At 41.9% G+C, this 14,001-nt stretch carries 5 protein-coding genes; 4 read left to right on the forward strand and 1 reads right to left on the reverse strand.

The features are described from left to right. Positions 1-513: 513 nt before the first annotated feature. A complete protein-coding gene (locus V7K98_RS17145) occupies positions 514-2,271 on the reverse strand; it encodes a ShlB/FhaC/HecB family hemolysin secretion/activation protein (RefSeq protein ID WP_335023860.1) in 1,758 nt (585 codons plus the stop codon). 327 nt (positions 2,272-2,598) lie between these two features. Between V7K98_RS17145 and V7K98_RS17150 the strand changes: the two genes are divergently transcribed. The 4 genes from V7K98_RS17150 (at position 2,599) to V7K98_RS17165 (ending at position 13,896) form a co-directional block, all read left to right on the forward strand. Continuing rightward, positions 2,599-3,201, forward strand: a complete 603-nt coding sequence (locus V7K98_RS17150) for a COP23 domain-containing protein (RefSeq protein ID WP_335023862.1) — start codon at positions 2,599-2,601, stop codon at positions 3,199-3,201. Positions 3,202-3,222: 21 nt separating this feature from the next. Further along, on the forward strand, positions 3,223-4,131 hold the full coding sequence (locus V7K98_RS17155) for a S1 family peptidase (protein WP_335023864.1): 909 nt from the start codon (positions 3,223-3,225) through the stop codon (positions 4,129-4,131). A 31-nt stretch (positions 4,132-4,162) separates the two neighbouring features. After that, positions 4,163-5,260, forward strand: coding sequence for a S1 family peptidase (locus tag V7K98_RS17160; protein WP_335023866.1), 1,098 nt, complete (start codon positions 4,163-4,165; stop codon positions 5,258-5,260). A 305-nt stretch (positions 5,261-5,565) separates the two neighbouring features. Next, entirely contained in the window at positions 5,566-13,896 is an 8,331-nt protein-coding gene (locus V7K98_RS17165; protein WP_335023868.1) for a CHAT domain-containing protein, read from the forward strand. Positions 13,897-14,001 lie beyond the last annotated feature (105 nt).

Consider the following 14,001-nt stretch of genomic DNA (forward strand, 5'->3'; position numbering starts at 1 on the left):
GAATAATACTAGTAATTTCTATTGCCATTGATATAAATAATGTAGGGGCAAGGCATTGCCGTGCCCTCATACCCATTTTGCATCTCAACGAGAAATAATATTGTTCTGCACAATGCCTATTACATTTGAATAATACTGGTAATTTTTATTGCCATTGATATAAATAACGTAGGGGCAAGGCATTGCCGTGCCCTCATACCAATTTTGCATCTCAACGAGAAACAATATTGTTTTGCACAGTGCGTATTACATTTGAATAATACTGGTAATTTTTATTGCCATTGATATAAATAACGTAGGGGCACGGCATTGCCGTACCCTCATACCCATTTTGCATCTCAACGAGAAACAATATTGTTCTGCACAATGCCTATTACATTTGAATGATACTAATTTCTCTACGGAAAATTACAAATAAAATATTGGCTGCGGTGAACAGTTTTATTAGGGCACAACAATGTTGTGCCCCTACGCAAGATATTTGTAGTAGTTTTAGTTTGCAAATTATGAGCCTTAAAGTCTATATCCTAAACTAAAATAAAAGCCATGATCCTGAGCGTTTTCACCACGATCGTCCAACTCAATTAAAGGAAGACCATAGTCTAGCCGCATATTTAGATGTGGTAAAGGTTCCCATAAAATTCCTAGTCCCACACCGGCTAAAAATTGCTGTTTCTGTAATTGGTTGGGGTTATCATTCACATTCCAGATAACTCCTGCATCGAAAAATGGAGCAACTTGGAGTATAGAGTTTCCAGATTCGTCTTTTTGAAGTGTGATGCGGTCTTCTAGCGAAAATCGTGCCCCATTATCTCCAGCACGAGCATTTTGTCGATAACCACGCAAAGATTGACCACCACCAATCACAAATTGCTGAGAGGGTAATAAACCATTAGGTGAGAGTTGTAACTCAGCTTGGGCAATTAAAAAATTAATATCACTCAACCGTTGTACCCGTTGAAATTGTGCTAACCAACTGAAAAAGCGACCATCGGGAACAGGGTCAGAGTTGATGGTGGCATCAAAGCTACCAAGACCTAAACTAAATAGCGATCGCAATGCCCATGCACCGGTTACATCTCGTAGTACATAATCTTGACCAAACTTAATCACACGGGTGCGGCTGTTACCTTGTGTGTCGGGGCCAAAGCCAAAGGCTGTTGGGCCTGCAAAGGTAAACGTCTGACCATTTTGGACGCTAAAGCCTAACGATAAAGCCAATTCTTCACGGGGCGATCGCACCAAAGGCTGACGATAACTTACTTCATATACCTGGGATTCTCCCCGAATATCAAAATTCTTAAAAGGTTCTTGGATGACTTCGTTGTTACTAATAGTGGTGTGTAGTTGTAAAGTACCATTCATTGCATTCAGAGGTACTAGGTAGCTAAGATCGTAAATACTTGAGCCTCCCCCAGTTGTGCGGTAAAAAGCTGCTCTAAGTTCATCACCTATACCTGTGAGGTTTTGATAACTACCAGTAACGCCCAATCTTTCAGAACCAACGCTAGGTGGTGAATAATTATCAATGCTTAATTTTGCATTAAAAGCATCAGCTTCAGTAACTCTGACTATCAAAATACTTTGACCAACTTCCTTACCTGTGCGTAAGCTGGCTTCTACATTTGACAGTAAAGGGTCAGTTCGCAACAATCTTAACTGGTCTTCTAACTTAGCAGTGGAAAGAGGTTTGCTAACGCCTAAAGAGACACGCGATCGCACATAATTAGGATTGAGGCGTTTTGTTCCTTGGATTTCAATTTTCTCTAGACCACCTTCAATTACCTGAATTTGTACTACACCAGCAGTAATTGCTTGGTCTACCAAAATCGCTCTTGAGGTGATATAGCCGCGTTCAAGGTAGAGTTGGGTAATAGCATCAGCAACTTCTCTGAGTTCTTCTAAACTGGCCGAACGTCCTTCAACTGCTTTAGTGATGGAATTCAGTTGCTGTGACTTCAAAATTGTACTGCCCGTAACCTCAATTTTTTTAACCTGAATACTTTCAACAACAGGCACAGAAGAGGGTTTTGGGGTAGGAATCGGCTGCACAGGTTTTTTAGTTTCTGGTGGTAGCGGTTCTGGGATTGGTGCAGATTGCGGAAACCTTTGCCGATTTTGGTCGCCTTCTGGATTTGGTGCTTGCGCCAATATCTGTGGTGATTCTAAATATATAAATGAACCACCATAACTTGGCGATATGGATGCCAGCAATAACACACTAGGAACTAAAAATACACACTGCACCCTAAACTTTAAATACCAGCGCATACAATTACTACTCTCTTTGGGATTTGTCTACGTAGATAACTAGGAGGTTTCCAAGTTAACACACGACTTTCACTCTGATGTAGTGTTGGGTTAACTTTATGGGCTTTTTCTCCAATTAGCCGAAATAAGCACCACAACTTTAGGTAATATAAAGCACACAAGATTTACATGTATGGTCTGATAAATTGCCATTTATTAGTAAAGAAATCAACATTTTACTGAAAAATTATCAAGTGCGTACCTAAGTAATACCTCTATACTCAGTTTGATTTATTACAAGCTATGTTGGACGAGAAATAGAAACAATATTTCTTAGGAGACAGTTTGATGCTGAGACAATCTTTAGCTATTCTGAGTGGAGTTGCACTTTTAAGTGGTCTAGGAGCAGTTTTCAATACACCTAGCTACGCAGGAGGCCCGATTCAGTTTTCTTGCGATACTAGCCGTTCATTACCTGCGACGAAGGCCACCAACACTGTTACAGGTGCAACTTTGTCAGTAGTAAACTGGTACTCAGAGTATTTTACTGGTTCTGGATATGACCCAATAACCCGTTGTCAGCAAGTATCTGCAAGATTTCAACAAGCTCACAACAATGGTTCTTTAGATTACATCACCGCAGGGGTAGTTAATGGTATGCCTGTGGTTTGTGCAGCTACTCCAGGAGGTAGTTGCAACACCAGCAACCTGCTATTCACCCTCAAGCGTGGTGTGAACGCGGCAGAAACCTTGCAGAGACTCTTTGATGTACGTGATGGTGCTGGCCCTGCTTTGTATGAATCAAAAGGTCGGACTTATATTAATTTGACAAAAAAATTGGCTCCTCTGAACGCATCGGCAGGAGAAGCTCGATCTACTGGATCTACTGGATCTACTGGATCTAATAATGGTGCAGCAGCTACACCAAGCAAGCCCGGTCGCGCATTCTAAAGAATTTTTATTAAGTACAAAATGAAATTTCGTATTTTTTGTATGCTTGCTTGTGTTGGTAGTTTAGCACTTGCGCTATCAACACAAGCATTTTCTTCAGAAGTTGCTTCTCAGCCGAGTGTTTTGAGTACCAATTTAACTAGTCAAGCAAAAGCGCAATTGTCATTAAAGCAATTACGCGATCGCGGCCGCGCAATTACCGTCAAAGTGATTGCAGGACAAGGTTGGGGTTCAGGAATTTTAATTAAAAAACAAGGTCAAGTTTACACCGTTATAACTAACGCCCACGTCCTGAGAATTGGTAAGAGTTATCAAATCCAAACTGCCGACGGGAAGATTTACACCGGACAGACTGTTAAATCTACTCAATTTCCAGAAGATGATTTAGGGCTACTCAATTTTAGAAGTGCTAGTGATTATCCGATCGCAGCGATCGCTAATTCATCTCTGGCTATTGGCGATGAAACCTTTGCAACTGGTTATCCTGATGAACAACAAGGCTTAGTTTTCACAACCGGCAAAGTTGAATATTTATTACCAAAAGCTTTTCGGGGTGGATATCAAGTTGGTTATAGCAACGACATTTTTAAAGGGATGAGTGGTGGCCCATTACTAAATCGTCGTGGTGAACTTGTAGGAATCAACGGCAAACATAAGTACCCACTCTGGGGCAATACTTATATCTTTAAAGATGGTTCCACCCCCCTTTTGCAAGTCCGACAAAAATTTGATGCTTACAGTTGGGCTGTTCCAATCCAAACATTTTTACAACTTGCTCCCCAATTTGCGAATGGGGCGATCGTTCCTTCTCAAGTGCAATCTTCCTTTCCCATTGTTCCTGAGATTCCCGATTCCCCTTTATCTCCAGAGGGGGCACCGAGTTTTCCAATTCCAGCAACTAATCAAACCTCTCCCAGTTCGTTTTGGTAAAGAAGTTAAGAGTCATTAAGGAATCAGCGCCATGCTAAATCGATATCTCTTACCAGGTTGCATTGTTGGTGTAGCAATGGTAGTGCTAGCCAGTCCAGCGATGGCTAAACAAGCATTACTACCAACTGATGTAGCTAATATTGCTAAATCAACCGTAGTGCGGATTGAGCCTACAGTTAATTCTCCAGGTTCAGGCGTGATTATCGGACGATACAAGGAAGGAGGAACAAACGTTTATGTGGTACTGACAGCGACTCACGTTGTGCAATACGACGATGATGAATATGCCGTTGTTACACCTCTGCCCGAAGGAGGTAGAAAACGCCAAAAAATTGCAATTTCCGCTCAGAAAGACATTCAGAAATTGCCTGGTGTAGATTTAGCGATTGTACGTTTTCGGAGCGATCGCACTTATGGAATAGCTGCTCTTGGTGATTCTAAGTATACAACTGAGGGCGCTGGTGTTTATATTGCTGGATTTCCTAACCCTGGTGCAGCGATTAAAAAGCGTGTGTTTCAGTTCACCTCTTCTTTGGTTTCTAGTCGCTTAGATGAAAGTTCAGTTGAGGGCGAACAAGAGGCAACAGATGTCGAAAATGGATATGCGATAGTTTATACAAGTGTTACCAGAGTCGGGATGAGTGGCGGCCCCGTATTTGATGTGTCAGGAAGGCTTGTAGGTATTCACGGCAAAGGCGACAGAGAGGAAACCAGTAGTCGCCCAGCATCACCTGGAGAAAATCAAGAAAGTGGCGCTCAAAGCATTACCGATAAAACTGGATTTAACTTGGGTATTCCCATTCAGACTTTTCTGAAATTAGTACCGAATGCTGTCCAAGAATTGGGTGTAAAATTTGACAACTCGGAACCTGGGTTATTCAGTAACCTGATTGCCTTGAGAGGTGGTAGTAACAATTCCTCGAAAATCCCGCCTAGTACAAATATTAGCGAAGAAGAAGATGGAACTACCGAAGTTGTAAAGGAACATGCACAGAATAACACACCATCCCGCCCAACTTCTATTCAGCCTGCACCAACCCAAAATACTCAACCTGCACCAACCCAAAATACTCAGCCTGCACCAACCCAAAATACTGCTCCTAGTTCCTCCGGTTCTCGTGCGTGGTGATTATTAAGAGGCGTTCGCGGTTACACACCATCTTAGTCAGCTAAGGGATTTTCAAGAAATGAATTATCCCATCTTGTGGGGTGGGCAACATGAGCGCCAATGATCGCGCAGAAAACCTCAAACCAAGATTGAATCGGGCTATTGATGGTATCTGTTGTATCTTGAGGTAGAAAGATTTTATAAGCATTATACCCTAGATTTTATCTCATCTTTGAGGAAACTTCCATATTTGTACTGATGTCGCTTATGTTGTTGCATAGGCGACATTGTATTGGGATTGGAGTTTTATTTATACAAGGATTGAGATGAATTCTGTAGCTCAAAAAATTGGTTTATATTTGCTAACTCAAGCGATCGCTCTGGTTGCTGTTTTCCAGGCGATCGTTCTCGTGAAAGCACAATCTATTACACCAGCTACTGATGGTACAGGTTCTCTTGTCACACCCAACGGCAACCAGTTAGATATCAGTGGTGGTAGTCTTTCTAGAGATGGCGCGAATCTCTTTCACAGCTTCCAAAAATTCGGACTGGACTCCAACCAGATAGCAAATTTTCTCTCTAACCCGAATATTCAGAACATTTTAGGGCGTGTGGTTGGTGGCGATCCTTCAGTAATTAACGGAATATTACAAGTTACTGGCGGGAATTCTAACCTCTTCTTAATGAACCCAGCCGGTATTATATTTGGTGCTAACGCCAGCTTAAACGTACCTGGTGATTTCACTGCTACCACCGCTAGCAGCATCGGTTTTGGCTCAAATTCCTTTAATGCAGTTGGTAGCAACAATTACACCAATTTTGTCGGAACCCCCAATACCTTTGCTTTCGCAACCTCTCAACCAGGGAGTATTGTTAATTCTGGCAACTTAGCAGTCAGTACTGGCAAGAACTTAAATTTACTCGGTGGCACTGTCATCAGTACCGGAAAGCTATCAGCACCAGGGGGTAACATTACCGTCGCCGCCGTTCCAGGTGAAAACCTCTTACGCATCAGCCAACCTGGACATCTGCTAAGTTTAGAAATTCAACCGCCATCAGGTACATCCGTTAACCCCGCAAGTCTACCGCAGTTGTTAACAGGTGCTGGTGTGGGTAACGCCAATCAATTAAAAGTTAATAGCAACGGACAAGTAGAACTCTCAGGTTCTGGGATTGCGGTAAATTCCGGGGATGTTGTAGTCAAAAACGTCACATCTGGGACAGCAACTTTATTAGCTGCACATAATTTGACACTACCAGAAAGTCAACTGACGACAACAGGAGATTTAAACCTGTTAGCTAAAGACACGGTGCAGGTACGCGATAGTGTAGCGAATTCCTTTTCAGCCCAAGCTGGCGGGAATCTGAATATTCAAGGAAATGAGAATATTGATATCCTGGCGCTAAATCATCCGCAGACACCGTTTGTCAGTGGTGGAAATCTGAGTTTAGTTAGCGACGGTAATGTTTCTGGGGATGCTCACTTTTTCAGTGGTGGACTGTTTTCTATCAAGAATTTGGCGGGAAATCCTGGTAATTTTGTTAGTTTGTACGATCCGATTATTCGGGCTAATGGCGATGTAGAATTTGGGAATTACACAGGTGCAGCGTTAAAGGTTGAAGCGACAGGAAGTATTAAGGGTGGCGATATTACAATTAATTCACCCGATACGAGTGGGAGTATTCCGATCTCAGATCCAGATATTACAACCTTGACTACCAGCCCTGCTTTAATTTTGCGGGCGGGTTTGGCTTCAGTTACACCTGGGAATTTTCCTTCATCTCAAGGTTCGCCAGCAACTACTTTCCAATCGCCAATAAGTGCGTTGGGTTTAGCACCTGGAAGTATTCAGGTGGGGGATGTTAACACAAGTAACTCAAATGGTAATGCTGGCCCTATCACTTTAACTGCCACAGGGGATATTATCACAGGAACTCTGCGTGCCACACATAGTTCTATAGATCCAGGTAAGGGTGGAGCGATCGCACTTAATGCAGGTGGTAAAATTTCTGTTACAGGTAACATCGCCTCTTTCTCAAACAATGGCGGTGGCCCAATTTCTCTGATAGCAAACGGCGATATCCTCTTAAATTGCACTAATGCGAGTTACTGTGTAGAGAGTTTTGCTTCAGGGCTTTCAAATTTTCCATCTATTGGCGACAGTGGCAATATTACTTTTATTAGTAATAACGGCAATATCAATACTAACTTAGCCAATTTAGGATATATCAATGCGTTCGATCCAAATGGTAATGGTGGCAATGTTACGATTACTGCTAATAAAGGTACTATTGATATTGGGAATTTATCATCCAGTTCCCTGTCAAGTAATGGTGGAACCGTTAATATATCTGCCCTTGGAAATATAAAAACAGGATTTATTAATTCATCAGCAGATAATGGTTCAAATGCTATTCCGGCAAATGGCAATGGTGGCAACATTACAATTACTAGTAATAGCGGTACTATTCAGACTGGCTTTCTAGCTGCAAACTCCGATTTAGGCAATGGCGGAACCGTTAATATATCTGCCCCTGGAGATATTAAAACAGGATTTATTACTTCATTCTCAGATCCTTTCCCTATAAATGTTTTAGGAATAGGTAACGGTGGTAATATCTCTGTAATCAGCAGTGGCGGTTCTATTACCACAGATGAACTCAAATCTTATAGTGTTGCTGTTGGGGGTATAGCAGGTAATGTTAGTTTAAATGCCGCTAACTCCATAACTACGGGTTTTGTTCGCGCTGAAGCCAATGATAATGGTGGAATAGGTGGTACAGTTACTTTCACAGCTGGCAGTAACATCAATAGTGGTGCAATTCGTAGCTTGGCTGGGGCTAATGCTGGTAATATTTCCATCACCAGCACTAATGGATTTGTATCAGTTAACAATTTTACTTCTGCTAGTGGTGAAAGTTTTACCCCCCATTTAAATGCTGTCTCAGGTAGTGGCACTGCTGCTAATATCAATGTCACCAGTGCTGGTAATATTACGATCGCAGATTATGTGGCATCTCAATCTAGTTCTGGCGCTGGTGGGGCAATTAACTTAACTAGTAAAAATGGCACAATTGATGTTAAAAACGAAATTACTAGTGGTCAAGTAGCTGTATATGCCCCTGATGCTCCAACAGGTAAGACAGTGACTCTGCGTGCAGCAGGAAATATTAGCACCGGGGGAATATATGCAGGCGGAACTAACAGTAGTGGTAATATCGATGCTCAAACCACTGGTGGTTCAATAACTACAGGCAATCTTACAACTAGCTCGACTTCCGGCAATGGTGGTTTTGTAACTCTTAAAGGTCTGAGCGATATTATTACAGGCTCCATAGATGCTAATTCTACCAATAGAACTGGCGGAGCGATCGCACTTACTGCTCCTAATCGGATTACTTCTGGCAATTTAACCACCAAAGGCAACGACATCAACTTGAATGGTAAAGTTATCCTTGGCAGTGATACCACCTTTAGCACTGATAGCACTACCCCAGGAAATATTAACTTTACTGATACAGTTAATGGAACCAACAAATTAACCCTGACTGCGGGGACAGGTAATATTAACCTTGACGGGATTATTGGTGGGATAAATCCACTCAGTAGCCTCAACATCACCAGTGCTGCTAAGACAAATATCTTTGGCGACATTACCACAAATGGTAATATTAGTATTACCAGTCCACTAATTCTTAACAATGATGCCATTTTCAACGCAGGTTCAGGTAATGCGATCGCGTTAAATGGTACGGTTAATGGTTCTCATAGCTTGAAACTTACCACCGGTGCAGGTGTCGGCGATGTTGTACTTAACGGTGATATTGGCAACACACAGCCGTTGAATAGTTTCATAGTTGAGTCAAAAAACATTACCGCCCCCAATAATATCACCACCGCTAACGGAGATATCGACCTAAGTGGCATTATTACTTTAACTGGTAATACTATCTTCAATGCCAGAACAGGTAACATTGGATTTGGTGGTAAACTGCTGGCTGGCAGCAATAATCTCACCCTAACGGCAGATGAAATTAATCCCAACTCATCGTCATTGGGAAATCCTGTTATTGGCACTGGTAATTTACTGCTGCAACCCTTCACAACCAGTCGGAATATTATCATTGGCGGAACTAGCGATAGTGGTACTGGAACATTAGACTTGACTAATACAGAACTATCCGTCTTACAAAATGGCTTCAATTCCATCACCATCGGACGCAATGATGGTACTGGTGCAATTACAATCAACCCCGTCACATTCAAGAACCCTGTCACAATTACTTCTCTCGGCAATATTTCTGTTAACGGTGCAATTACAGGTACAGACAACGCTTCAGTTATTCTCAATGCTGCCACAACTACCCTCAATGCAGATATCACTAACAACAACCAACTCATCAACTTTCTAAATAAAGTCTTAATTGGCAATGGTGCTAATGTTGCGCTTAACTCTGGCAATGCCAACATCAGCTTTGCTAATACAATAGACGGGGCTGGTAATTTGAGTTTAGTTGCTGGTACTGGTAATATCAGCTTTGGTGGTAATATCGGCAGTACAAATCCTCTAGCTAGCCTCAATATTACTGGCGGAAGTACAACCGTCCCAGGTAACATTACCACCACTGGCAATATCAACTTTAACAGTCCACTAACCTTGACTGGAGTAGGTACTACAACCATTAATGCGGGTAATGGTTCAGTCACCTCAAGTCAGATTACATCACCAGGAAAAGATATTTCTATTTTAGGAAGTAGTTTATCTCTAGGAAATATTTTTAGTAATATATCGGCCAGCAATGGTGGCCATATCAGTCTCACTTCAAATAGTGGTAATCTGACTGCTGGTGGTTTATTTTCTTACATCTCTGAGGGAAATGGTAACGGAGGTAACGTCAACCTTCAATCTACTGGTAACATTAATATTACCGATGCCGTAGTTTCTGATGGTAATAATAACAGTGGTAACGTGAATCTGACGGCAAATAATGGGATAAATGTTGCGACTAGTATTAGTGCTGGTTCTCCTACAGCGACAAAAGGAGGAAATATTACCCTCAACACTACTAGCGGGGATATTACAGTTGGGGGACAAGTGGATGCGATCGCTAATACTCCTGGTAATGTTTTAGTAAATAGCGGTGGTGGAATAAATATCGGGGTAGCAATAGCACCATTCCCATCAATAGATGTCTATTCACCAAACGGTTTAGGTGGTAGTGTCAATCTTAATGCTCAAGGCGATATCAACACTCAGGGTATTCGCACCGATGGGACTACAGGCGGCGGGAACATTGCCATTAGCAGTAACAATGGCAGCATTAATTTTACCAGTGGAGGTTCAGTTTTAGCAGGCTCTGGAAACATTACCCTGACTGCTAATGAGATTAACCTCCTGGGAGGGGCGAATTCTTTCAACGGAAGTGGTAATTTTTTACTTCAACCCTTCACGCCTAGTCAAAATATTACCCTTGGCGATTCCTCTGACACTGGTACAAATGTCTTAAATTTGACCACAACTGACTTAGCAGCCCTACAAAATGGCTTCAGTTCCATCACCATCGGACGTAATGATAGTAGTGGTATAATTACAATTAACAATGCTACATTTAACGATCCTGTAAAAATTCAAACTCCTACTGGAGCAGGTTCAATAATAGCAACTGGTTCAATTACAGGTACAGATAATGCCTCAATTAATCTGCTAGCAAACCAGAAAATTACCATTGACAGCATCACAACCAACGGTAAAAATATCGACATCACTAGCAACAACGGTGGTATTGAAAATACAAATTATATCCAATCTTATTCTTATTATGGTAGTGCTTCTGGCAACATCACCCTCAAAGCTAGTGGAGATATTAACTTATCAGATGATTTTGGAACTGGGGAACAATTAAGTGAAGTAACAACAGCAGGAGATATTTCTATTATCAGTGGCGGTAAAATTACTACTGGTAGGGTATCTAGCTTTGGTCTTACTAAAAGTGGAAATATTGCTATTAATGCTATAGGCGACATTAGCACAGGAAAAGATGCGATCGTCGCTAGTAGCGAAAGTGGTCAAAGTGGTAACATTTTCGTCACTAGTAGCAATGGCAATATCTTCAGTGGGGCGGGTTTCTTCACTGACAATGCTCTTGGCTCTAATAACGGTGGTAACATCATCCTCAAAGCTGCTGGTAATATTACTACAGGTGGTATTGGGGCTGGTGGTGACAAAGGTGGCGAAATTCAAATCGTCAGTAGCAATGGTGGAATCAATACTATTGGCGGTTTACTCTGTGGAAGTTATAGTTCCTGCGAGATAGATTCATCAGGAAGTACTGGTGGTAAAATTACACTCAACGCTTTTGGTAACATCATCACTGGTGGTATATCATCCAGAGGTTCTGTAACTGGTGGAGATGTTTCCCTGACTAGCACCAACGGTAATATTGACATTAGTAATCTTGTTTATGATGGCGCACAATCGAATGGTGGCTTAGATGCTTCTAGTATAGGTGGTACTGGAGGTGCAATTAAGCTCGTTGCTGTAAATGGTACTATCACCACCAGTGATATTACTAGCCATTCTTCTAGTAGTAACGGCACTTCTGGTAATGGTGGTGCAGTTACCTTAAATGCAAATAACAGCATTACAACTTCTAATATCAATACTAAAGGTGGAACTGGTGGTGGAAATATCGATATAAATTCCACCAACGGCTCTATCTCTACCTCTTCGTTACTTTCAGACGCTACTAATGGAAAAGGTGGAATAGCTAACCTCATTGCACCTCTAGGAATTACTACTAATAATATTGTCACTAATGATAATAATGTCACCCTCCAAAGCTCTAGGGGAGCGGTTGCAACTCAAGATATTACAACTAATGGCGGAGGAATTTCTTTTGAGGCGAAAGACAGTATTAAAGCTGGAGTCTTAAATTCCAGTTCTAGTACTGGTAATGGCGGTAATATAACGCTAGATCCAGATAATGATATTGAGGTTACTTCTATCAATGCTCAGGGTGGAAGTAATGGTACTGGCGGTAATGTTGATATTATAACTAACAGTTTTTTCCGAGCTATTGGCACATTTAGCGATCGCAATGGCATCAATGCTAGCATCTCTACATCTGGTGGAACTGGTAGCGGCGCAGTTACTATCGTTCACGGGGGTAATGGCACTACACCTTTTGTAGTCGGTAACGCTGACACTAATGGCACTGCTGGAGCCATTACTACTGACTCTAACAATGCTATTTTGCCCAACAGATTTTATACTGGTAATTACACACAAGGTAATATTCAAATAATTACCTCATCATCTTTTAAGAACGATCCGAAACCCGATGAGGTAACACCGCCTCTACCTAGCCCACCAATACGTAATAGCAATTTTTCAGTTGGAGTTGACACAGCATTTGCCGAAGTAGACGAACAAGCTACACGCCAGTTTGATCAATATCTAGGAAAATCAAGCGGAACTTCTCTCAAATCCTTGGCAGATGCACGCGCCACCCTTGCCGAAATTCAGGCAAAAACAGGTGTCAAACCAGCAATTATTTATGCACAGTTTACTCCTAGCAGCAAGATATCAGCAAAAGATAAAGACATACTCGATTTAGTCGTTGTCACTGCTGAAGGAAAACCCATTCGTAAGCGGCTTCCTGGTGTCACCAGAGCAAAAGTTTTGCGAGTCGCTCAGAAATTTTACAATGAAATTTCAGATGTTAACAAAGCTGCCACTACCAGCTATTTAATCTCAGCACAGCAACTATATAAATGGCTAATTCTGCCTCAAGAAGCAGAGTTGCAAAAGCAAGGCATTAAAAATCTGGCTTTTGTAATGGATGCAGGTTTACGTTCTATCCCCCTAGCTGCACTCCACGATGGGAAACAGTTTCTGATTGAAAAATACAGTCTGGGAATGTTACCCAGTCTCAGCCTCACCGATACTAGCTACGTTAATCTCAAAAACTCCCAACTCTTGGCAATGGGTGCTAGTGAATTTGCTAAAGATCAAAACCAAAACCCCTTAGAAGCTGTGCCTCTAGAAGTTTCTACCATTGTTCAAAAACTGTGGCGCGGTAAATTCCTGCTCAATAAAGACTTTACCCTAAAGAATCTTAGGGGACAACGCCAGCAAAATCCATTTGCGATGATTCACCTAGCAACTCACGTAGACTTTGTACCTGGAGACTCAAGTAAATCATATATTCAGTTATACGATACCAAACTGCGGTTAGATCAAGTACGCCAGTTGGGATGGAATAAGCCACCCGTGGAATTACTGGTTTTAAGTGCTTGTAAATCAGCTTTTGGGGATGAACAGGCGGAGTTGGGTTTTGCGGGGTTAGCGATACAGACGGGTGTGAAGTCAGCTATTGCAAGTTTGTGGTATGTCTCAGATGCCGGAACTCTAGGGCTGATGACGGAGTTTTACAACGAGTTAAAGACTGCACCAATTAAAGCAGAAGCATTGCGACAAGCACAGTTAGCAATGATTCAAGGAAAAGTGCGAATTGAAGGTAATCAATTAACTGGCATAAAAGAAGGCATATCTTTGCCGCCGCAAATGGCAACCTACTTAAAGCAGAATATCGTTGGTAATCTCTCCCATCCGTTTTACTGGGCACCATTCACTATGATTGGTAGCCCGTGGTAAGGGATTTAAGAAGGCAGGGGGCAGGAGGCAACAGTAGCTTCCCAGGAGTCTTAAACCCTCCCCCTCTCCTCACACACGATTATCATTATTATTAAGAATATTTTG

Origin of the sequence: Nostoc sp., from assembly GCF_036917435.1 — a bacterium.
Taxonomy (GTDB): domain Bacteria; phylum Cyanobacteriota; class Cyanobacteriia; order Cyanobacteriales; family Nostocaceae; genus Nostoc.

Coding starts and splice junctions, on each gene's coding strand:
- V7K98_RS17145 (WP_335023860.1), bottom strand. CDS start 2,271: ATGCGCTGGTATTTAAAGTTTAGGGTGCAGTGTGTATTTTTAGTTCCT.
- V7K98_RS17150 (WP_335023862.1), top strand. CDS start 2,599: ATGCTGAGACAATCTTTAGCTATTCTGAGTGGAGTTGCACTTTTAAGT.
- V7K98_RS17155 (WP_335023864.1), top strand. CDS start 3,223: ATGAAATTTCGTATTTTTTGTATGCTTGCTTGTGTTGGTAGTTTAGCA.
- V7K98_RS17160 (WP_335023866.1), top strand. CDS start 4,163: ATGCTAAATCGATATCTCTTACCAGGTTGCATTGTTGGTGTAGCAATG.
- V7K98_RS17165 (WP_335023868.1), top strand. CDS start 5,566: ATGAATTCTGTAGCTCAAAAAATTGGTTTATATTTGCTAACTCAAGCG.